This is a genomic window from Peribacillus sp. NPDC055009, from assembly GCF_053608705.1.
On record NZ_JBSGVZ010000006.1, the window covers coordinates 1 to 23,021 of the forward strand.

A 23,021-nucleotide genomic window follows, 5' to 3' on the forward strand; every position below is an offset into this window, starting at 1 on the left:
CCTGAAAGATGATCAGGTTGATAGGTCAGAGGTGGAAGCGTGGCGACATGTGGAGCTGACTGATACTAATAGATCGAGGACTTAACCAACGCTTTTTAAAAAATGAAATACCTTCTTATTATCTAGTTTTGAAGGAACAACGTTCCTTATATGTTTGGTGGCGATAGCGAAGAGGTCACACCCGTTCCCATTCCGAACACGGCAGTTAAGCTCTTCAGCGCCGATGGTAGTTGGGGGTTTCCCCCTGTGAGAGTAGGACGCCGCCAAGCCATTCAAAAGATCAGCCATTAGGCTGGTCTTTTTTTGTATTGCAATATTTTCGGCTTTCAGGGAGGAGTGACGTAAATTACATCTAATCGACCTGCGTTAAATCCTCTCAAATTACAAAAGCTGACTTTTAAAATAGGTCTTACTTGAATTGAAATAATTCGCGAGAGCAAGATACGAATATGGAGCAGGGGTTAATTTCATGAATAAGGCTATGGTAATTGAGAGGGGAAGAAGGGTAGGATATTGAAGGAGATGTATAATTTATGGGTGCAGGTGCTTTTACGGAAGACAGGGATATCATAATCTTAGGCATTATGGAATTTTCATTATAATGTAATCCTCTTTTTTGAAATGTAACTTGTCTTTACTTGTTCTTTTCATTATACTGGGAAGAATTTAATAATTTTAATAATGCAAGTTGGATGCTAAAGAAGAAGACAGAAAAAATAGAATTATGGAAGGAATCGGTACTGTGGGTAAAAAGAGTAAGGAAAAGTTTGAAGTTATCGAGGGCGAGACAATTGATGCATGTTTAGATCGAATTAAAGTGGCGGGGTACTTTCCTGTAAGGAGAACGGAAGAGCCTATCTTTGCCGAGAGAATCGAGAATGGCAAGGTCCATTATGTGCCAGTTGATCGAAAAATTGTATTCGAAGCAAAATTAATTGAGTAAAACACGAACGATTAATTAATATCATGTAAAAATATTCGATTTTAACTTGACATTAAAATGGCCGGAAGGTAAGATGAAGTTACATTAATACATCTCATATAATCATGGGGATATGGCCCAAAAGTTTCTACCTGATGACCGTAAATCATCGGACTATGAGAAAAGCATCTGACTATTTCGGAAACTAGCCAAGTCTTTTTGTTTTTTCAAAAGGGCTTTCTTTTCCGGACAGGTTGCTTTCTCGATGAGGAAGCAACCTGTCCGGTTTTTTAATTTACATGTTATAGATAAAAATGATAAGCGTCCGTCTGCATACCCGGGACGCCATAATATGAGTGTTGGAGGGAAAGATGATATGAAACCGCAAGTAGGGGTTATTATGGGAAGTGTCTCGGATTGGGAAACGATGAAATACGCTTGTGAATCATTGGAACAACTTGAGATTCCCTATGAAAAAAGAGTCGTTTCCGCCCACCGGACGCCGGATTTACTATTTGAATATGCAGAGAGTGCAAAAGATAGAGATATAAAAGTGATTATTGCCGGAGCAGGCGGGGCTGCACATCTTCCAGGTATGACAGCCGCTAAAACGATTGTCCCCGTGATAGGCGTTCCAATACAGTCGAAGGCATTAAATGGGATGGATTCGTTATTATCGATTGTTCAAATGCCTGGTGGCGTACCGGTTGCAACGGTTGCGATCGGAAAAGCGGGCGCAGTCAATGCCGGTTTGTTTGCGGCTCAAATATTAGCAGCTTTTGATTCTGACATTGCCGATAGGTTAGAGGCTTTACGAAACGAAACCAGAGAAAAGGTGTTACAGAGCAGTGAACAACTTAAATAATACAATCATTTTACCGGGACAGACCATTGGAATAATCGGCGGTGGACAATTGGGCAGGATGATGGCCTTATCGGCTAAGGCATCTGGCTTTAAGATAGCGGTCCTTGAGCCGACAGCAGAAGGTCCATGTGCTCAAGTGGCGGATATTGAAATCACTGGTGCTTATGATGATATCGAAGCATTGAAAAGGTTGGCTGAGGTCAGTGACGTCATAACATACGAGTTTGAAAATATCAGTTCAGAAGCACTGGATTGGTTAAAGCAACATGCATTTCTTCCACAGGGCTCAGAATTATTAAAGCTGACACAGGATAGACTGACTGAAAAAAAAGCCATATCTGATGCAGGAGCTTCCGTTGCTCCATATCAGGAAATACAGGATATTTCAGAAATTCACCTTCATATAGAGAAATTAGGGTACCCTAGTGTGTTAAAAACGACGCGGGGCGGTTATGATGGAAAAGGGCAGTTGGTCATTAAGGAAGAAGCCGACATCAAAAAGGCTGAATCCCTGCTCAAAACAGGTATATGTGTGCTGGAAGCCTGGATTCCTTTCGTAAAAGAAATATCCATTATCGTGACGCGTAAGGCAGATGGCGAGACAAGTCATTTTCCGATTGCGGAAAACATTCATGTTGAAAACATTCTTCATAAAAGCATTGTTCCCGCCCGTATTAGTCAACAAGCTGAACGGAAAGCTATTAATGAAGCTTTGCAGCTTGCAGAGAAACTTGATTTGGTGGGGACATTGGCGGTCGAGATGTTTTTAACCGCTCAGGATGATATCATCATTAATGAATTAGCGCCAAGACCTCATAACTCAGGCCATTATACAATGGAAGCATGTGAGACTTCACAGTTCGAACAGCATATAAGGGCTGTCTGCAATTGGCCGCTCGGCAATACGGAGTTATTGAAGCCTGTGGTAATGATAAACATCCTTGGTGAGCATATCGAGCCCTTAATGGATGAAATTCCGACGCTTTCAGATTGGAAGGTTCACCTTTACGGTAAGAAAGAAGCCAAGCTTAAGCGGAAAATGGGTCATGTGAATATTTTACGTCCAACGATTGAGGAAGCTCTTTTGGAAAGTGATCGAAGCAAAATATGGAATCAACAGGTTGAAACGGAGGAAGTAAAATGATTGAACGTTATACCCGCCCAGAGATGGGAAACATTTGGACAGAAAAGAATCGCTTTAATGCGTGGTTGGAAGTTGAAATCTTAGCTTGTGAAGCATGGTCTGAGCTAGGTGTCATTCCTAAAGAAGATGTGAAGCTTCTTCGTGAAAATGCTACATTCGATGTAGACCGTATCAATGAAATCGAAAAAGATACACGCCACGATGTTGTTGCTTTTACACGTGCGGTTTCTGAAACATTGGGAGAAGAACGGAAATGGGTCCATTACGGACTGACTTCCACTGATGTGGTGGATACAGCTCTTTCATATGTGATAAAGCAAGCGAATGAGATACTTGCCAAGGATTTAAATAACTTCGTGGAGATCCTGAAAAATAAAGCGAAAGAACATAAATACACGGTTCAAATGGGACGTACACATGGAGTTCATGCTGAACCGACCACTTTTGGGTTGAAACTGGCTCTTTGGTATCAAGAAATGAAGCGAAATGTAGAACGTTTTGAAGAAGCTAGAAAGAACATTGAGGTTGGGAAAATCTCTGGAGCTGTCGGAACTTACGCAAACATCGACCCGTTCGTTGAAAAATTCGTTTGTGAAAAGCTTGGCCTTGAAGCAGCGCCAATTTCAACACAAACATTGCAACGCGATCGTCACGCACATTATATGAGCACATTGGCTTTAATTGCGACATCAATTGAAAAATTCGCAGTTGAAATTCGCGGCTTGCAAAAAAGTGAAACACGTGAAGTGGAAGAATTCTTTGCAAAAGGACAAAAAGGATCTTCGGCAATGCCTCATAAACGGAATCCAATCGGTTCTGAAAATATGACGGGTATGGCTCGTGTAATCCGCGGTTACATGATGACAGCATATGAGAATGTGCCATTATGGCATGAACGTGACATTTCGCATTCTTCTGCTGAGCGCATCATCTTGCCGGATGCAACGATCGCATTAAACTACATGCTGAACCGTTTCAGCAACATAGTGAAGAACTTGACCGTTTATCCAGAAAATATGAAACGCAATATGGACCGTACGCTTGGATTGATTTTCTCACAACGTGTACTGCTTTCCCTTATCGATAAAGGACTTGTCCGTGAAGAAGCTTATGATACGGTTCAGCCGAAAGCGATGGAAGCATGGGAGCTTCAGGTTCCATTCAGAAGCCTGATCGAAAAGGATGATAAAATCACAAGCTTGCTTACGAAAGAAGAACTTGATGATTGTTTCGATCCTACACATCACCTGAAAAATGTTGATGTAATCTTTGATCGTTTAGGTTTATAAAAGTGAAGGCGGCAAACATGGCACCTCTAAACGGTGATATGTTTGCCAAGCCTGATCAATGGCAGGAAGATTCATAATATTCACAATGTGGGGGTCTGGACAGATGGAAAAACGAGAATTGTTGTATGAAGGAAAAGCGAAACAGATTTTTGCAACGGACAACAGTGAAATAGTTTGGGTGGAATACAAGGATTCGGCAACAGCGTTTAATGGTGAGAAGAAGTCAGAGATTGCCGGAAAAGGTAAGTTGAATAATCAAATTACTAGCTTACTATTTTCAAAGCTTGCCCAAGAGAATATCCCATCCCATTTTATTGAAATGCTTTCCGACCGGGAGCAGCTAGTCAAGAGGGTATCCATCATTCCACTTGAAGTCGTTGTCAGAAATACGGCTGCCGGCAGTTTTTCTAAAAGAACTGGCATTGAAGAAGGCCAGCCGCTCAAGAAAACGCTGATTGAGTTTTACTATAAAGATGACGAACTCGGCGATCCTCTGTTAACGGAAGACCATATTGAAGAATTGGAACTTGCAAGCAAGGAAGATGTAGCGATTTTAAAAGAAAAGGCAGAAGAAATCAGTATCGTCTTAACTTCCTTCTTTAAAGAGTTAGACATTAAATTGATTGATTTTAAATTAGAGTTTGGTAAAACCTCGAATGGAGACATTCTGCTGGCAGATGAAATTTCACCTGATACCTGTCGATTATGGGATATTAAAACAAACGAAAAGTTAGACAAAGATGTATTCCGCCGTGATTTAGGAAGTTTAACAGATGCTTACGAAAAAATACTAGCAAAGTTGGAGGGCACTCAACATGTATAAGGTTAAAGTATATATCACACTACGCGAAAGTGTACTAGATCCACAGGGAGCAGCAGTGCAACAATCACTTCATAGTTTGACTTATAACGAAGTCAGTGATGTTCGAGTGGGGAAATACATTGAACTTACAATTAAGGATACGGATCGTGATTTAGATCAACTTGTAAAGGAAATGTGTGAAAAACTATTGGCCAATACGGTAATTGAAGCTTACCGCTATGATGTTGAGGAGGTTATCACCCAATGAAATTTGCTGTCATAGTTTTCCCTGGTTCCAATTGTGATGTCGATATGTACCATGCGATAAAGGATGCACTGGGGGAAGAAGTGGAGTATGTTTGGCACTCTACAGACAATCTAGATCAGTATGATGGGATTCTTCTTCCTGGCGGTTTCTCTTATGGAGACTATTTACGCTCTGGAGCAATTGCAAGATTTTCGAATGTAATGGCAGAAGTCGTAAAAGCGGCACAAGCAGGAAAGCCTGTATTGGGTGTCTGCAATGGTTTTCAGATTTTACTTGAAGCAGGACTTTTACCTGGTGCGATGCGCCGTAATGAAGGCTTGAAATTCATTTGCCGCTATGTAGGACTGAAGGTTGAAAATAACCAATCGATGTTCACGACAGGATATGAATTAAATGAAACGATTACGATCCCTGTTGCACATGGTGAAGGGAATTACTACTGCGATGATGAGACATTGGCTGAATTAAAACAAAATAACCGCATCTTGTTCACGTATGATGGTGAAAATCCAAACGGAAGCTTGGAGCAAATAGCGGGAATTACAAATGAACAAGGAAATGTCCTCGGAATGATGCCTCATCCCGAACGTGCTGTTGATTCGCTGCTTGGCAGTAAAGACGGCTTAAAGATTTTTCAATCCATCGTAAAAAACTGGAGGGAATCACATGTTATTACAGCTTGAACCAAGTCCGGAAAAAATTAAATCGGATCGATTGTACGCAACAATGGGACTATCCGATGATGAATTTGCAATGGTGGAGAAAATCTTAGGCAGACTGCCGAATTATACGGAAACTGGATTGTTTTCGGTTATGTGGTCAGAGCATTGTTCCTACAAAAATTCAAAACCCATCTTAAGGAAATTCCCGATTACAGGGGAGAAAGTGCTACAAGGTCCTGGTGAAGGGGCAGGTATCGTTGATATCGGTGACGATCAGGCTGTCGTTTTTAAAATTGAAAGTCATAACCACCCTTCGGCAATAGAGCCTTATCAAGGTGCTGCTACCGGTGTCGGCGGAATTATCCGTGATGTTTTCTCCATGGGAGCCCGTCCGATTGCGATGTTGAACTCGCTTCGCTTCGGTGAGCTAGACAATGATCGTGTGAAATATTTATTTAAAGAAGTGGTTGCAGGGATTGCAGGATACGGGAATTGTATCGGAATTCCAACTGTCGGCGGAGAAATTCAATTTGATCCATCGTATGAAGGAAATCCTCTTGTCAATGCAATGTGTGTCGGTTTGATCGATCATAAGGACATTAAAAAAGGCCAAGCGCATGGAGTGGGCAACACAGTGATGTATGTGGGTGCCAAAACTGGACGTGATGGTATTCATGGAGCAACATTTGCATCTGAAGAGCTATCAGAGTCTTCGGAAGAGAAACGGCCTGCCGTACAAGTAGGCGATCCATTCATGGAGAAGCTGCTTTTGGAAGCATGCCTTGAATTGATTCAAAATGATGCCCTTGTTGGCATTCAGGATATGGGAGCAGCAGGTCTTACAAGCTCATCTGCCGAGATGGCGAGCAAAGCTGGCTCAGGAATAAAAATGAACCTGGATTTGGTACCGCAGCGTGAAACGGGAATGACAGCATATGAAATGATGCTATCTGAATCACAAGAGCGGATGCTGATCGTTGTCACTAAAGGACGCGAACAGGAAATCGTCGACTTGTTTACGAAATATGACCTAGAAGCGGTTGCTGTTGGTGTAGTGACGGATGATAAAAACCTAACCCTTTCCCATCAAGGTGAAATCGTTGCTGAGGTTCCGGTTGATGCATTGGCTGAAGAAGCTCCTATTTATCACAAGCCATCTGCAGAGCCGCAATATTTCCGTGACTTCCAAAGCATGACGGCAGAAGTGCCAGTCATTGATGATTATAAAGAAACATTGGTATCACTATTGAAGCAACCGACAATTTCGAGTAAGGAATGGGTCTACGACCAGTATGATTACATGGTCCGCACGAATACAGTCGTCTCACCTGGATCGGATGCAGCGGTAGTGCGTGTACGTGGTACGAATAAAGCCCTTGCCATGACGACGGATTGTAACTCCCGCTTTATTTATTTAGATCCTGAAACAGGCGGCAAAATCGCTGTGGCTGAAGCAGCCCGTAACATCATTTGCTCGGGTGCGGAACCTTTAGCGATTACAGATTGCTTGAACTTTGGGAATCCAGAAAAACCAGAAATATTCTGGCAACTGGAAAAAGCGGCAGACGGTATGAGTGAAGCTTGCAGAAGCTTAAGTACTCCTGTAATCGGCGGAAATGTTTCCCTTTATAATGAAACGAATGGTGAAGCGATTTATCCGACGCCTGTAGTTGGAATGGTTGGTCTAGTCAATGACCTTAAGCACATCACAACACAAACATTTAAAAATGAATCCGATTTGATTTACGTGGTCGGTGAAGCGAAAGTTGAATTCGGAGGCAGTGAATTACAGAAAATGCTCGAGGGTAAAATCTTTGGACGCGCTCCAGAACTTGATTTGGACCTTGAACAAAAACGTCAGCAGCAAATTCTGACGGCAATTCAAAACGGACTTGTTGCATCAGCCCATGACCTTTCGGAAGGCGGTTTGGCAGTGGCTTTAGCTGAATCTTTATTCGGGGCTAGCAAACTAGGGGCAAAAGTGAATATATCCGGGGAACCTGTATCTGAATTATTCAGTGAAACGCAATCACGATTCTTACTGTCCATCAATCCTGATAATCAAGCGTCATTTGAAGCTCTTGTTGAAGATGCGATTTGCATAGGCTCAGTAACGGCTGATAATAAATTAGTCGTAGCAACAAGTGATAGCAAAGTGTTGGAAGCGGACGTTGAAGATTTACAAACAGCTTGGAAGGGAGCCATACCATGCTTGCTGAAATAAGAAGCCTAAACGAAGAGTGTGGTGTTGTTGGAGTCTGGGGACATCCCGATGCAGCGCAGCTTGCTTACTACGGTTTGCATAGCTTGCAACATCGTGGTCAAGAGGGAGCGGGCATCGTCGTGACGGATGGTGAGCAGATGTCCATCTCTAAGGGCGAAGGACTTGTCACAGAGATATTCACTGCGGAAAAAATGCAGGCACTTTCCGGTAGCGGTAAAGCGGCAATAGGCCATGTCCGTTATACAACGGCAGGCGGCGGCGGGTATCAAAATGTTCAGCCTTTCCTGTTCAATTCTCATACAGGGGGGCTGGCCCTTGCTCATAATGGGAATATCGTCAATGCCCATCAATTAAAAGCACAGCTTGAAGGACAAGGAAGCATTTTTCAAACGACCTCTGATACGGAAGTTCTGGCACATCTGATTAAACGCTCCGGCTACTCGGATGTAAGAGATTCCGTGAAGAACAGTTTAAGCATGCTGAAGGGAGCCTATGCCTTTGTCATCATGACCGAAACCCAAATGATCATGGCAAGAGATCCGCATGGCTTCCGTCCACTTTCCTTGGGGAAAATAGGCGATGCATATTTCGCTGCATCTGAAACATGTGCACTTGATATTGTAGGTGCAGAATTCATCCGCGATATTGAGCCGGGAGAACTGGTTGTCATTAATGATGAGGGAATCACATCCGAATACTTTTCGCTTTCCAGCCAACAGGCAATGTGCACGATGGAGTACGTGTATTTTTCCCGTCCGGATAGCAATATTGATGGTATCAATGTTCATACGGCACGTAAAAACCTTGGTAAGCAAATGGCACTCGAAACCAAAATTGAAGCAGACGTAGTTACAGGTGTACCTGATTCCAGCATCTCGGCAGCGATTGGTTATGCTGAAGCTGCAGGCATTCCTTATGAAATGGGTTTAATAAAGAACCGTTATGTTGGAAGGACTTTCATTCAGCCATCACAAAGTCTGCGTGAACAAGGCGTAAAGATGAAACTATCACCTGTAAGAGGGGTAGTGGAAGGCAAGCGGGTCATAATGGTTGATGATTCAATAGTCCGTGGGACAACGAGCAGAAGGATTGTCCGCATGTTAAAAGATGCCGGAGCGAAAGAAGTGCATGTAGTAATCAGCTCACCACCGATCAAGAATCCATGTTTTTATGGCATAGACACGTCTAAAAAGGAAGAACTGATTGCAAGCTCAAAATCGGTGGAGGAAATAAGGGAAATCATTGAAGCTGATTCCTTAACTTTTTTAAGTGTCGAAGGTATGGTCGAAGCGATTGGACGACCGTTTCCTGGAGAAACGCGCGGTTCATGCCTAGCTTGTTTCACCGGAAATTATCCGACTGAAATTTTTGAATACGAACGAGAAAAAACAAAATGTTAATCAAGTCGGCAATGATGATTGATTTTCGGAGGAGGATTTCAAATGGCTAATGCATATAAACAGGCTGGTGTGGATATTGAGGCTGGTTATGAAGCGGTAAATCGAATGAAGAAACATGTAAAGCGCACATTTCGTCCAGAAGTAATGAATGGTCTGGGCGGTTTCGGCGGCATGTTTGATTTATCTTCCTTGAACCTTAAAGAACCTGTGCTCATTTCTGGTACGGATGGAGTGGGTACAAAACTTTTGTTGGCGTTCATGATGGATAAACACGATACAATTGGAGTAGATTGTGTAGCTATGTGCGTCAATGATGTTGTCGTTCAAGGTGCTGCACCTTTATACTTTTTAGATTATATTGCCTGCGGTAAAGCAGATCCTGAACGAATTGAAATGATCGTCAAAGGAATTGCAGATGGCTGTGAGCAGGCGGGCTGTGCTTTAATCGGCGGAGAAACGGCTGAAATGCCGGGCATGTATGAGACGGAAGAATACGATGTGGCAGGTTTTACTGTAGGTGCCGTTGAAAAATCACGTCTGATTACTGGTGAAGCGATCTCGGCTGGTGATGTCGTTATTGGACTCGCTTCAAGCGGCATACACAGTAATGGGTATTCCCTTGTTCGTAAGATCCTTCTTGAAGACTCAGGTATGGGGCTTCATGACTTCGTACCGGAACTGGATTGCAAGTTGGGAGAGGAATTATTAAAACCGACGAAAATCTATGTGAAGTCCGTTTTATCGACGTTGGAAAAATTTGAGGTTAATGGTCTTGCCCATATCACCGGTGGAGGATTCATCGAGAATATTCCGCGTATCCTTCCTGAAGGATGCGGTGTTGAAATCGAGCTTGGAAGCTGGGAAATTCCAACTATATTTTCATTCCTTGAAGAAAAAGGAAACCTTGTAAAAGAGGAAATGTTCAATATCTTCAATATGGGTATTGGGATGACGGCTGTCGTCAAAAAAGAAGTGGCATCGGATGTGCTAGCCCACCTAAAGTCTTGCGGTGAAGAAGCCTCAATTATTGGAACGATCGTGGATGGAAATGGAGTGTCGTTCAAATAATGAAACGCCTTGCTGTCTTTGCATCAGGTAACGGTAGTAATTTTCAATCAATTGCTGAAGCAATAAAAAGTGGAAAGTTGGAGGCGGAAATCTGTCTTGTCGTTTGCGATCGTGAAGACGCATATGTGCTTGAGAGAGCAAAGCTTGAGAATATTGACTCTTTCTCCTTTTCAGCAAAGAATTACTCCAACAAGACTGAATATGAATCGGAAATCCTGGAAAAACTTCGCCAGTATGAGATAGAGTTCATCATTCTTGCTGGTTATATGCGTTTGATCGGTCCGACATTATTACAAAAGTATTCACAGAGGATTGTGAACATCCACCCTTCACTTCTGCCAAGTTTTCCAGGCAAGGATGCAATTGGCCAGGCTTTTGATGCCGGAGTGAAGGAAACGGGGGTAACCGTTCATTATGTTGATGATGGAATGGACACAGGACCGGTCATTGCCCAAAAAACAGTGCCAATTCTTGAAGGGGATACGAAAGACATCCTTCAGAAAAGGATTCAGGAAATGGAGCATGACTTGTATCCATCAGTTTTGCAGGAGCTATGCCACAAGAAACTTACTTAATGGAGGGACCAACATAACATGAAGAAACGCGCATTAATTAGTGTATCGGATAAAACAGGTATCGTAGAATTTGCTCAAGGTTTAATTGAAGCAGGTTTTGAAATCATTTCTACAGGCGGTACCAAAAAAACGCTTCAGGAAAATGGTATTGAGGTTATTGGAATCAGTGACGTCACCGGTTTCCCGGAAATTTTGGATGGACGTGTTAAAACGCTTCACCCGAATGTCCATGGAGCAGTGTTGGCAAAACATGATGACAAAGGTCACGCAGCACAGCTTGCTGAGCATAACATTGAACCCATTCAACTTGTCTGTGTAAACCTATATCCATTCCAAGCGACTATTTCCAAACCGGAAGTCACTGTGGAAGATGCTATTGAAAACATCGATATCGGTGGACCGACAATGCTTCGTTCTTCTGCTAAAAACCACGAATATGTGACTGTTATCGTTGATTCCAATGATTATCCTACCGTATTGGCTGAGCTGAAACAAAACGGCGGGGTAGCAAAAACCACGAATCGCCGCCTGGCTGCAAAAGTTTTCCGTCATACGGCAGCATATGATGCAGTTATTTCAGAGTATATGACAGAGCTTGCCGATGAAGAAAATCCTGAATCATTGACTGTTACCTATGAATTGAAACAGTCGCTTCGTTATGGGGAAAATCCACATCAAAAAGCCGCATTCTATAAAAAACCGCTTGGTTCCGTTTTCTCAATTGCAGAAGCGAAGCAATTACATGGAAAAGAACTATCATACAACAACATCAATGATGCTGATGCAGCACTTCAAATCGTTAAAGAATTCAATGAGCCTGCTGCAGTTGCAGTCAAACATATGAATCCTTGCGGCGTCGGTGTCGGTGCGACCATTTTGGAAGCATATGAAAAAGCTTATGAGGCAGATGCCACCTCCATTTTCGGTGGGATCATCGCTTTGAACCGTGAAGTCGATAAAGCGACTGCGGAAAAGCTTCATGAAATTTTCCTTGAAATCATCATTGCCCCTGGGTTTACACAAGAGGCAGTGGAAGTATTGACAAGCAAGAAAAACCTACGTTTATTAACGATCGATTTTGACGCGGTTAAAAAGCCTGAACGTAAATTGACATCCATTGAAGGCGGATTACTTATTCAAGATCGGGACGCACATAGCTTAAAGGATGCAGAGGTAAAAGTGGCAACGAAACGTGAGCCTACACCTGAAGAGTGGAAAGCCATGGAACTTGGCTGGAAAATCGTGAAACATGTCAAGTCGAATGCAATAGTGGTTTGTAACGATCAAATGACATTAGGTGTTGGCGCAGGTCAAATGAACCGTGTGGGAGCTGCAAAAATTGCTCTGGAACAAGCTGGGGAAAGAGCGACAGGAAGTGCATTGGCATCAGATGCATTCTTCCCAATGGATGATACTGTAGAAGCGGCAGCAAAAGCGGGCGTCACGGCAATCATTCAGCCTGGTGGATCAGTTAAAGATGAGGATTCGATCAAGAAAGCTGATGAATATGGGATTACAATGGTGTTTACAGGAATTCGTCACTTTAAACATTAATCAAAAACGAGGTGCGATAATGAATGTACTAGTAATTGGCCGGGGCGGCAGGGAGCATGCCATAGCCCGCAAACTATTTGAAAGTAAACGGGTTGGGACTGTTTTTGCAGCACCGGGAAATCCAGGGATGACCGATGTAGCGACTCTTGTTCCAATTGATGAAAACAATCACGGGGAATTGGTTGACTTTGCCAAAAATAATGCAGTTGCATTAACGGTGATCGGGCCCGAAACACCATTGTTGAATGGACTTGCCGATGATTTTGCGGAGGCAGGATTACAGGTATTTGGCCCTAATGGCCGTGCTGCTGTCATCGAGGGAAGTAAATCCTTTGCTAAAGATTTAATGAAGAACTATAGCATTCCGACAGCGGAATATGAAACATTCTCTGATTATGATTCAGCAAAGGCGTATATCGAAAAAATGGGTGCACCCATCGTCATAAAAGCGGATGGTTTGGCTGCTGGAAAAGGTGTCGTAGTTGCTATGACGCTGGAAGAGGCGTTAGATGCCATCCATGATATGCTTGTCGGGGCAAAGTTCGGGGAAGCATCTGCCAAAGTCGTTATTGAGGAATTCCTTGATGGCGAAGAATTTTCATTGATGGCATTCGTTAATGGGGAAAAAGTGTATCCGATGGTCATTGCTCAGGATCATAAGCGGGTTTTCGATGGAGATCAGGGTCCGAACACAGGTGGAATGGGTGCATACTCACCGGTGCCGCAAATTTCCGATGAAATGATCCAGACTGCAGTCGAAACGATTCTTAAGCCCACTGTAAATGCGATGATTTCTGAGAATCGGAGTTTTACAGGAATATTATATGCCGGGTTGATCGCTACTGAAAAAGGCACAAAAGTCATTGAGTTCAATGCCCGTTTTGGCGATCCGGAAACGCAAGTCGTTTTACCGCGCCTAAAAACAGACTTCGTGGATACGCTTGAAGCGGTTCTTTCTGGAGAGGATTTACAACTTGAATGGCATGAAGAAGCCGTGCTTGGAGTGGTCGTCGCAGCTGATGGATATCCAGGGGAATATAAAAAGGGATCTATCATTAAAGGCTTGGAAAAGATTGATCCGAAAGCCCATGTTTATCATGCTGGAACGGCTCTCAATAATGAAGGGAACTTCATCTCGAATGGCGGACGTGTACTTCTGGTTGCTGCAAAAGGGAAAGATTTGGCCTCTGCGCAAGCTGAAGTATATAAAGAGTTAGGGCATATTGAGAAAGACGGTTTATTTTGGCGAACGGATATTGGCTACCGAGCAATAAAATACAATTTTTCATCATAATATAAAGAAGCTGACTCTAAGCGGAGTCAGCTTCTTCTTTAGAAAAAACTTAATATGAATCAGAATGATTGGATTCACTTTCATGTTTTGGCTCACTTTTCATCAAGTTCTGTCCGTTTTCCATCGCATCGACGACAGGACAATAGCGGAGTATGCCTTCGCCTATTTTCATGGCAGAAAGCATCACCACGATTATGTAAGATTGGTTTTTCCATGGTTTTTTCACCATTTTAGCCATGGCCCATGTTAAAAATGTAAAACCACAGGTAATTCGCATTAATGCATTTATTATACTGATATTTTGTTTAAACTTCATTTAAAGTCCATCCCTTCACAAAAATTTAACAATATTCTGGATAACATTACTGTTCTAATGGGGTAAGTATGTTACTATGAAATAAAATTGGATTGAAAATGGTTTTTTTCATACATCTGTTTCTAATAACTTATGGGGGAATGTTTTATGCTTGAACAGCGCTATAGATGGAAAAATAAACATCTAAGAGAACATATAGATGTGCTGGATGGCAATAGGGCACCACACATTCTGCTTAAAAATACGACTTATTTAAATCAGGCATTACGAAAATGGGTGAAGGCGAATATATGGATATATGATGATCGCATCATATATGTCGGCGATAAGCTTCCTGATAATATAGACCGCTGTGAAATGGTAGACTGTACAAACCAGTACTTGGTCCCGGGTTATATTGAGCCGCATTCACACCCTTCTCAATTATATAATCCCCTTTCTTTTTCACGTTATGCATCTCATTTTGGCACAACGACATTGATCAATGATAACTTGCCGTTTCTATTGCAGTTAGATAAAAAGAAAGCGTTTTCTCTTTTGAAAGAATTACGTAACATTCCTGTAACAATGTATTGGTGGAGCCGTTTTGACGGACAAACGGAATTGATCGATGAAGATATGGTCTTTTCCCATGGGGCCGTTAAATCATGGCTGGAGCATGATGCCGTATTACAGGGCGGGGAACTGACTGGATGGCCGAAGCTTCTCGATGGGGATGACATGATGCTGCACTGGATTCAGGAAGCCAAGCGAATGAGGAAGAAAATAGAAGGACACTTTCCAGGTGCTTCAGAGAAGACTTTAGCAAAAATGACCTTGTTCGGAGCCGATTGTGATCATGAGGCAATGACAGGTGATGAGGTAATGTCGCGCTTGCTGCAGGGCTATTATGTATCGTTAAGACATTCTTCGATCCGTCCGGATTTACCAAAGCTGATACGGGAAATCCATGAACTGGGCATCGATCATTATGACAAATTCTTTTATACGACAGATGGATCGCCGCCGTCCTTTTATGAAGGTGGTTTCATAGACTGCTTGATCAAAATAGCGATAGAGCATGGCGTTCCGGTCATCGATGCATACAATATGGCAACTATCAACATCGCACGTTATTATAATATCGAATACCTTCATGGCAATATTGCCACTGGAAGGGTAGCGAACATCAACTTCCTGACCGATGTAAAGGAACCCGCACCGGTTTCGGTAATGGCAAAAGGGAAATGGGTTAAAAGGGATGGTGAAATCATTCCGGATAAACAGGAAATCGAATGGAGTGATTTCGATTTTAAACCGCTCGATCTTGATTGGGATCTTAGTTTAAAGGAAGATTTTGAATTTTCCATGCCGTTTGGAATTGAATTGGTCAATAATGTAATTACAAAACCGTACTCGCTTGCCAATGATGTTGGCCATGAAGAACTGAACTTTGAGGATGATGAATGCTTTTTCATGCTTATCGATCGGGAAGGGAAATGGCGCATCAATACGATATTAAAAGGGTTTGCGGACAAATTATGCGGCTTCGCCGGCTCTTACACAAATACAGGTGACATCATACTGATCGGTAAAAGGAAAAAGGATATGCATTTGGCATTTAACCGGCTGAAGGAAATCGGCGGTGGAATCATTTTAACGGAACAAGGCAAGGTGATTCATGAACTTCCTCTGAAATTAAAGGGGGTCATGTCCACCAAGGAGGTTCCAGAACTGATAGAAGAAGAAAATGAATTGAAACATTTACTGCGTGAGAGAGGTTATCGCTTCGCCGATCCTGTTTACACCCTTTCGTTCTTTTCGACAACCCATCTCCCATATATAAGGCTAACCCAGCGAGGAGTATATGATGTAATGAATAAAACTATACTCTTTCCTACTATAATGCGTTAAAATATAAGAGAAGAAATGGCTAATAAATCAGAGGAGTGGAAAGATGAACCTAAAGAGAGTTCTTTTCATCGTTATTGCTATTTTACTGCTGGCAGGATGTTCTACGAAAGAAGATTCTGCATCGGATGACAATAAGCCGAAAGACCAAGCTGTCATCAAAAATACAGATGTGAAAAATGAACCTTCCAATGAGTTTCCACTAACAGGTATAGCCACCGATGAAGACAGTGAGCGCAGGGCTGCAGCAGTGATGATTAATAACCATCCGGAAGCACGCCCACAATCGGGCCTCTCAGAAGCGGATATCGTCTTTGAAATGCTCGCAGAAGGTGATATAACCAGATTTTTAGCCATCTTCCAAAGTGAAATGCCAAGCCAAATCGGTCCGATCCGGAGTGCAAGGGACTATTATATCGAATTGGCAAAAGGCCTTGATTGCATCTATGTCTGTCATGGAAACAGCCCCGAGGCAAAAACCATGCTGGACAAAGGGTATATTGATAACTTGAACGGATTATATTATGATGGTACTTTGTTTCAACGTTCGGCAGATCGAAAAGCACCGCATAATTCCTACACTTCCTTTGAGGATATCCAAAAAGGCGCGAAGGAAAAGGGATATGAGTTGAATGGTGCACCGGAGCATTATGCTTTCCTTACAAAGGAAGAGGCAGCTGGACTTCAAGGGGAACCGGCATTGAAAACCGAGGTTTCCTACGGATCAGACGAGTATGATGTACAGTATGAATACGAAGCCACGGAAGAGAAATATAAACGTTATTCGAACGGAGAGCAAACAGTCGAGCATAAATCGAATAAACCTATTTTACTGGATAATATATTGATCATTGAGGCTGCTCATCAAGTGATCGACGATAAAGGGCGTCGTAAAATCGACTTGAAAAGTGGCGGAAATGGTTATTTACTTCAAAAAGGAAAAGCGAATGAAGTAGAATGGGTTAATAAGGATGGTCGGATTATACCAGTGAAAAACGATAAAGAAGTAGGTTTGATTCCAGGGAAAACTTGGATCAATATTATTCCGGATGAACCTGGTTTAGTTGGAGACGTCTCATTTTGATACCCATGAAATTGAGGGGGAGTAACATGCAAATTGATAAGTTAAGAGGAAAAGAAACGGATCAGCTGTTTAAGTCGATCCTTTCCTTGCGTGATTTGGACGAATGCTATCGATTTTTTGATGATTTATGCACAGTTAATGAAATTTCATCACTGGCACAGCGTCTTGAAGTAGCCCGCATGCTTGAAGAAGGTAAAACCTATCATAAAATCGAAACGGAAACGGGTGCAAGCACGGCTACGATTTCCAGGGTCAAACGCTGCTTGAATTACGGAAATGATGCTTATTCCATGGCACTTAACCGTATTAAGGATAACGTTGAGGAAACAACTGAATCCTAATTCTTTCGATCAAAATAAAAAGCCGGGGAATTCATTTCCCGGCTTTTTATTTTGAGTTCAGGGCTCTCTTTGCCGGCTGTCTTTCAACCGTATCCGTGTTATATTGGATTTTAGATTCAGAGGTTCCATTTGGTAATAACATTTTATCGATACTTCTCTTTTTTAATGAAAAATCTTAATGCTATAATGGTGTAATGGGAAGTGTGAATGGAGGATTATAATGTACGATTTTCGCGAGTGGAAACATGTTTTCAAACTCGATCCAAATAAAGAAATAAGTGATGAGGCCCTAGAGAAAGTCTGTGAATCCGGTACTGATGCAATCATGGTCGGGGGAACGGATGGAATCACGCTAGAGAATGTGCTTCATTTAATGGCACGTGTCAGACGATATACCGTCCCATGTGTGATGGAAATTTCTTCTGTTGAAACCGTGACGCCAGGGTTTGATTTATATTTCATTCCGAGTGTCCTGAATAGCACCAACCCGGATTGGATGATGAAACTGCATCAGCAAGCAGTCAAGGAATATGGATACCTTTTGAATTGGGATGAAATTTTCGTTGAAGGGTACTGTATCCTGAATCCTGAGTGCAAGGCGGCCCAGTTGACGAAAGCCAATACCGATTTGGATATGGATGATGTGGGTGCATACGCGATGATGGCAGAAAAGATGTTCAACCTGCCGATTTTTTATTTGGAATACAGCGGTGATTATGGCGATGTCCAGATGGTGGAAGCTGCCAAAGAGAGTTTGGAGGATACCGTACTATTCTATGGCGGTGGGATAAAATCAGTTGAACAGGCCAAAGAGATGTCCAAGATTGCGGATGTCATCGTTGTCGGCAATGTGATTTATGAAGATTTGAAAGTGGCACTTGCAACAGTTTCGGCAGTTAAATGAAAACATGTAATAAATATAGTATACTAAAACAGAAACGAATGTTCGTATAGGTGGTGTGATAATGCAATATTTAGCGGAAAAATTACTAATAGGTTTGAATGAACAGCAACAAAAAGCAGTGAAAGCAACTGATGGCCCACTTTTAATCATGGCTGGGGCAGGAAGTGGAAAGACGCGTGTGCTGACTCACCGAATAGCTTACTTGATGGTCGAGAAGGAAATAGCGCCTTGGAACATCCTTGCAATCACGTTCACCAACAAAGCGGCACGTGAGATGAAGGAGCGGATCCGGGCCATACTTGGCGGTGCGTCCGAAGATATCTGGATTTCGACTTTCCACTCGATGTGTGTCCGTATTTTACGAAGAGATATCGACCGTATCGGATTTAATAGAAACTTCTCGATATTGGATACGACGGATCAGCAATCGGTCATAAAACAAATCATGAAAGACCGTAATATGGATACAAAAAAATATGATTATCGTGCCATTTTGGGTAGCATCAGTTCAGCGAAAAATGAATTGGTCGGGCCGGAAGAGTACCTGAAGACGGCGTCTGATTACTTCACTAAAGTAACTGCCGATGTATATACGGAATACCAAAAACGGCTGCGTAAAAATTCAGCGCTCGATTTCGATGATTTGATCATGATGACGATTCAATTGTTCCAGCTCGTACCTGAGGTGCTTGAATATTATCAACGTAAATTTCAATACATTCATGTTGATGAGTATCAAGATACGAACAGGGCTCAATACATGCTTGTTAAACTGCTGGCTTCACGCTTCCGTAATCTCTGTGTTGTCGGGGATTCCGATCAATCGATCTATCGCTGGCGCGGTGCGGATATCGCGAATATCCTTTCATTTGAAAAGGATTATCCGAATGCCAACATGATTTTCCTTGAACAGAATTACCGCTCGACGAAAAAGATTCTTGCAGCGGCGAATAAGGTCATCGATAACAATCAAAACCGGAAGCCGAAAAATCTTTGGACAGAGAATGCAGATGGCAATAAGATATTCTATTACCGTGCAGACAATGAACAAGGGGAAGCGCAATTCGTAGCCGGAAAGATAAATGAGTTAGTCCAGGATGGCAGCCGGAAATATTCAGATATAGCAATACTTTACAGAACAAATGCACAATCACGTGTCATGGAGGAAGTTCTGCTTAAATCCAATATAAATTATGCAATAGTCGGGGGCACCAAGTTCTATGACCGTAAAGAGATTAAGGATTTACTTGCCTATCTTCGCCTTATTGCGAATCCTGATGATGACATCAGTCTTCGCCGTGTAATCAATGTACCAAAACGGGGAATTGGTGCAACTTCAATGGACAAAGTGGCAGATTATGCAGATCAATATGATGTTTCCATTTATAAAGCACTGGAATCTGTGGAAATGGTAGGGATAAGCGGGAAGGCTACCAAAGCGGCAAGGGAATTCCATACGCTGATCACTAACTATACAAATCAGCAGGAATACTTATCCGTAACGGAACTTGTGGAGGAAGTCATTAAGAAAACCGGTTACCGTGAGATGCTGCAGGCAGAAAAAACGATTGAATCACAAAGCCGCCTTGAAAATATAGATGAGTTTTTATCTGTTACGAAAGCATTCGAAGATAACAGCGAAGACAAATCATTGGTGGGCTTTTTGACTGACCTTGCGTTGGTTGCAGATATAGACCAACTTGACGAGAATACTGAAGAAGCTACAAATACGGTAACGTTGATGACGCTGCATTCAGCGAAGGGACTTGAATATCCGGTGGTCTTTCTATTGGGCCTTGAAGAAGGGGTATTCCCTCACAGCCGATCGCTTATGGATGAAGAGGAGATGGAAGAAGAACGCCGTCTGGCTTATGTGGGAATTACAAGGGCTGAAAATGAACTATTCATAAGCAATGCCCAAATGCGGACATTGTATGGACGGACGAGCATGAATCCCGTTTCCCGTTTCATTAGTGAAATACCAGAGGAACTTCTTGAAGATCTAAAACCGAAACCGGCTCCTAGAGCTAGGCAAACACCTTTCAGTTCTTCGAGAACCGGATCTCCTTCAACTGCTTCAACAAGAAAAGTGCCTGCCTTCGGAAGAGCTGTTTCTGCGCCATCCGCAACGGGCGGCGAAGAGATCGGCTGGGCTGTCGGTGACCGTGCCTCCCATAAAAAATGGGGAATAGGAACCGTGGTGAGCGTAAAAGGGGAAGGCGAAGGGAAGGAATTGGATATAGCCTTTCCAAGTCCAATCGGAATCAAGCGGCTATTGGCGAAATTTGCACCAGTTGAAAAGGCTTAAGATTAATATGCTTCCACTGGTAAAGAATAGGGATATCTGACTTTAGACACCGCTCTTCTATAAGAAGTGCGGTGGAGTCTTCTTTAGAAAGGATTGAACGTATGGACTTACAAGCTGCAGAGAAGAAAATTCTAGAGCTGCAAACGTTGTTGAACCAATACAGCTATGAATATTATGTCATGGACCAGCCATCAGTACCTGATGCTGAATATGATCGTCTGCTCCGTGAACTTATTGAGTATGAGGAGAAATTTCCGGAACTGCAAACGGCGGACTCACCGACACAACGGGTCGGTGGCGCCATTTTGGATATGTTTGAAAAAGTGGAGCATACCACACCAATGCTTAGTTTAGGCAATGCCTTCAATGAAAGTGACTTACGGGATTTTGACAGAAAGGTCAGACAATCTGTAGGTGACGATTTTTCCTATGTATGTGAATTGAAAATTGATGGACTTGCAGTCACTCTTCAATATGAAAATGGATATTTCGTAAGAGGGGCAACCCGTGGAGATGGAACGATCGGTGAAGATATTACAGCTAATTTAAAAACGATCAAATCGATTCCATTGAAGCTGCGGGAGCCGGTTGCCATAGAAGTGCGCGGTGAGGCCTTCATGCCAAAAAAATCATTCGAATCATTAAACAAGGCTAAGGAAGAACGCGGTGAGGAACCATTTGCAAACCCAAGAAATGCAGCTGCGGGCTCGTTAAGGCAGCTTGACCCAAAACTTGCTGCGAAACGTAACTTGGATATTTTCCTTTATGCGATTGCCGATTTGGGCGAAACAGGGGTCCGTTCCCACAGTGAGGGTCTGGATTTATTGGATCGACTCGGATTTAAGACGAATCGGGAAAGAAAAAGATGCTCGAATATAGAAGAAGTGCTGGCCTATATAGTAGAATGGACGGAACAACGTCCAAACTTAGCCTATGATATTGATGGAATTGTCGTAAAGGTGGATTCTCTTGAACAGCAGGATGAATTAGGATTTACTGCAAAAAGTCCGCGATGGGCGATTGCTTATAAATTCCCAGCTGAAGAAGTCATTACAACCCTAAGGGATATCGAGCTGAATGTTGGCCGTACGGGTGTATTGACTCCTACCGCAGTTTTGGATCCCGTTCGGGTAGCAGGTACCACTGTACAGCGAGCTTCACTTCACAACGAAGACTTAATCCGTGAAAAGGACATCAGAATCGGAGATCAAGTGGTCGTGAAAAAAGCGGGCGATATCATTCCAGAGGTAGTCAATGTGCTGGCAGACCGCCGTACAGGGGAAGAAGTCGAGTTCCAGATGCCGACTGAGTGCCCGGAATGCAGCAGTGAACTTGTCCGGCTGGACGGGGAGGTTGCTTTACGCTGCATCAATCCGAAGTGTCCTGCACAAATACGGGAAGGTTTGATTCACTTTGTTTCCCGTACAGCAATGAATATAGACAGTCTTGGTGAAAAAGTGATTAGCTTGTTATTTAAAGAAGAACTCATACAAGATGTGGCTGATATTTATAAGCTTACATACGATCAACTGATTGCTTTGGAAAGGATGGGGGATAAATCCGTCAATAAACTTCTTCAAGCAATCGAAGATTCGAAGACCAACTCGTTGGAAAAATTACTATTCGGGCTGGGCATTCGCCATGTTGGTTCCAAAGCTGCCAAGACGCTTGCGAGGGAATTCGGGACGATGGAGGCCTTAAGCAAGGCGAGCTGTGAAGAACTAACGGCCATTAATGAAATAGGCGATAAGATGGCTGATTCCATCGTAGCTTATTTTGAATTGGAAGAAGTCCATGCATTATTGAATGAGCTGGATGCAGCCGGTGTGAATCTTACTTTCAAAGGGCAAAGAGCTGTTGCTATAGAAGATATCGACTCCATTTTTTCCGGTAAAACAGTCGTTTTAACGGGGAAACTGCATCAGTTAACACGTAACGAAGCAAAAGAGAAATTAGAGGCGCTAGGAGCTAATGTTGCTGGAAGTGTCAGCAAGAAAACCGATTTGGTCGTAGCTGGCGAAGATGCCGGTTCCAAACTGGCAAAAGCTGAAAGCCTAGGCGTCATGGTATGGGATGAAGAGAGACTGATTGAGGAACTAAATAAATAAGAG

Annotated in this window: 20 protein-coding genes, 2 rRNA genes and 1 riboswitch; of the genes, 21 read left to right on the forward strand and 1 reads right to left on the reverse strand. The window is 42.8% G+C overall.

Translation table 11 applies throughout. From position 1 onward, the window contains the following. The 15 genes from ACWF5P_RS11225 to purD form a co-directional block, all read left to right on the forward strand. Nucleotides 1–89: ribosomal RNA gene (locus ACWF5P_RS11225) — 23S ribosomal RNA — on the forward strand; the annotation flags it as partial. A gap of 64 nt (nt 90–153) precedes the next feature. Then, nucleotides 154–269, forward strand: a 5S ribosomal RNA gene (gene rrf / locus ACWF5P_RS11230). A 473-nt stretch (nt 270–742) separates the two neighbouring features. Beyond that, the gene (locus ACWF5P_RS11235) at nt 743–943 is read left to right on the forward strand and encodes an NETI motif-containing protein (protein ID WP_452444884.1); all 201 of its coding nucleotides are present in this window, start codon (nt 743–745) and stop codon (nt 941–943) included. A gap of 74 nt (nt 944–1,017) precedes the next feature. Beyond that, nucleotides 1,018–1,119: riboswitch (purine riboswitch) on the forward strand. A 179-nt stretch (nt 1,120–1,298) separates the two neighbouring features. Beyond that, the gene (purE, locus tag ACWF5P_RS11240; protein ID WP_076372819.1) at nt 1,299–1,787 is read left to right on the forward strand and encodes a 5-(carboxyamino)imidazole ribonucleotide mutase; all 489 of its coding nucleotides are present in this window, start codon (nt 1,299–1,301) and stop codon (nt 1,785–1,787) included. Then, a complete protein-coding gene (gene purK / locus ACWF5P_RS11245; protein WP_230177956.1) occupies nt 1,771–2,931 on the forward strand; it encodes a 5-(carboxyamino)imidazole ribonucleotide synthase in 1,161 nt (386 codons plus the stop codon). The genes purE and purK overlap by 17 nt, the downstream gene beginning before the upstream one ends. After that, nucleotides 2,928–4,220, forward strand: coding sequence for an adenylosuccinate lyase (gene purB, locus ACWF5P_RS11250; protein WP_034306123.1), 1,293 nt, complete (start codon nt 2,928–2,930; stop codon nt 4,218–4,220). The genes purK and purB overlap by 4 nt, the downstream gene beginning before the upstream one ends. A 103-nt stretch (nt 4,221–4,323) precedes the next feature. After that, nucleotides 4,324–5,043 carry a phosphoribosylaminoimidazolesuccinocarboxamide synthase gene (purC, locus tag ACWF5P_RS11255; protein ID WP_427574502.1) on the forward strand — a complete coding sequence of 240 codons (720 nt, stop codon included), beginning with the start codon at nt 4,324–4,326 and terminating at the stop codon, nt 5,041–5,043. Then, nucleotides 5,036–5,290 carry a phosphoribosylformylglycinamidine synthase subunit PurS gene (gene purS / locus ACWF5P_RS11260; protein ID WP_034306118.1) on the forward strand — a complete coding sequence of 85 codons (255 nt, stop codon included), beginning with the start codon at nt 5,036–5,038 and terminating at the stop codon, nt 5,288–5,290. The genes purC and purS overlap by 8 nt, the downstream gene beginning before the upstream one ends. Then, nucleotides 5,287–5,973, forward strand: a complete 687-nt coding sequence (gene purQ, locus ACWF5P_RS11265) for a phosphoribosylformylglycinamidine synthase subunit PurQ (protein ID WP_452444885.1) — start codon at nt 5,287–5,289, stop codon at nt 5,971–5,973. The genes purS and purQ overlap by 4 nt, the downstream gene beginning before the upstream one ends. Then, on the forward strand, nt 5,957–8,176 hold the full coding sequence (purL, locus tag ACWF5P_RS11270; protein ID WP_452444886.1) for a phosphoribosylformylglycinamidine synthase subunit PurL: 2,220 nt from the start codon (nt 5,957–5,959) through the stop codon (nt 8,174–8,176). Before purQ ends, purL begins: the two co-directional genes overlap by 17 nt. Continuing rightward, on the forward strand, nt 8,161–9,576 hold the full coding sequence (gene purF, locus ACWF5P_RS11275) for an amidophosphoribosyltransferase (protein ID WP_048680621.1): 1,416 nt from the start codon (nt 8,161–8,163) through the stop codon (nt 9,574–9,576). Before purL ends, purF begins: the two co-directional genes overlap by 16 nt. Before the next feature lie 42 nt (nt 9,577–9,618). After that, nucleotides 9,619–10,644, forward strand: coding sequence for a phosphoribosylformylglycinamidine cyclo-ligase (purM, locus tag ACWF5P_RS11280; protein ID WP_034306111.1), 1,026 nt, complete (start codon nt 9,619–9,621; stop codon nt 10,642–10,644). After that, entirely contained in the window at nt 10,644–11,219 is a 576-nt protein-coding gene (gene purN / locus ACWF5P_RS11285; protein ID WP_101225021.1) for a phosphoribosylglycinamide formyltransferase, read from the forward strand. Before purM ends, purN begins: the two co-directional genes overlap by 1 nt. Nucleotides 11,220–11,237: 18 nt before the next feature. Continuing rightward, on the forward strand, nt 11,238–12,773 hold the full coding sequence (purH, locus tag ACWF5P_RS11290) for a bifunctional phosphoribosylaminoimidazolecarboxamide formyltransferase/IMP cyclohydrolase (RefSeq protein WP_230177955.1): 1,536 nt from the start codon (nt 11,238–11,240) through the stop codon (nt 12,771–12,773). A gap of 19 nt (nt 12,774–12,792) precedes the next feature. Further along, nucleotides 12,793–14,067, forward strand: coding sequence for a phosphoribosylamine--glycine ligase (gene purD, locus ACWF5P_RS11295; protein ID WP_434168353.1), 1,275 nt, complete (start codon nt 12,793–12,795; stop codon nt 14,065–14,067). A gap of 49 nt (nt 14,068–14,116) precedes the next feature. On the opposite strand, the gene ACWF5P_RS11300 is transcribed toward purD, so the two are convergent. Beyond that, on the reverse strand, nt 14,117–14,383 hold the full coding sequence (locus tag ACWF5P_RS11300) for a YgaP-like transmembrane domain (RefSeq protein WP_434168354.1): 267 nt from the start codon (nt 14,381–14,383) through the stop codon (nt 14,117–14,119). Between the two features lie 147 nt (nt 14,384–14,530). Between ACWF5P_RS11300 and ACWF5P_RS11305 the strand changes: the two genes are divergently transcribed. The 6 genes from ACWF5P_RS11305 to ligA all read left to right on the forward strand — a co-directional run bounded on the left by ACWF5P_RS11305 (nt 14,531) and on the right by ligA (nt 23,018). Continuing rightward, nucleotides 14,531–16,276: an adenine deaminase C-terminal domain-containing protein gene (locus ACWF5P_RS11305; RefSeq protein ID WP_101225018.1), complete on the forward strand. Its 1,746-nt coding sequence runs from the start codon at nt 14,531–14,533 to the stop codon at nt 16,274–16,276. Nucleotides 16,277–16,319: 43 nt separating this feature from the next. Further along, on the forward strand, nt 16,320–17,357 hold the full coding sequence (locus ACWF5P_RS11310) for a DUF3048 domain-containing protein (RefSeq protein ID WP_101225017.1): 1,038 nt from the start codon (nt 16,320–16,322) through the stop codon (nt 17,355–17,357). Nucleotides 17,358–17,383: 26 nt separating this feature from the next. Continuing rightward, nucleotides 17,384–17,698, forward strand: coding sequence for a YerC/YecD family TrpR-related protein (locus ACWF5P_RS11315; protein WP_034306094.1), 315 nt, complete (start codon nt 17,384–17,386; stop codon nt 17,696–17,698). Nucleotides 17,699–17,918: 220 nt separating this feature from the next. Beyond that, nucleotides 17,919–18,602 carry a heptaprenylglyceryl phosphate synthase gene (locus ACWF5P_RS11320; RefSeq protein ID WP_063235730.1) on the forward strand — a complete coding sequence of 228 codons (684 nt, stop codon included), beginning with the start codon at nt 17,919–17,921 and terminating at the stop codon, nt 18,600–18,602. Nucleotides 18,603–18,663: 61 nt separating this feature from the next. After that, nucleotides 18,664–20,910, forward strand: a complete 2,247-nt coding sequence (gene pcrA / locus ACWF5P_RS11325) for a DNA helicase PcrA (RefSeq protein WP_101225015.1) — start codon at nt 18,664–18,666, stop codon at nt 20,908–20,910. Between the two features lie 101 nt (nt 20,911–21,011). After that, nucleotides 21,012–23,018 (forward strand): NAD-dependent DNA ligase LigA, encoded by a 2,007-nt coding sequence (gene ligA / locus ACWF5P_RS11330; protein WP_434168355.1) that lies wholly within the window; start codon nt 21,012–21,014, stop codon nt 23,016–23,018. Nucleotides 23,019–23,021 lie beyond the last annotated feature (3 nt).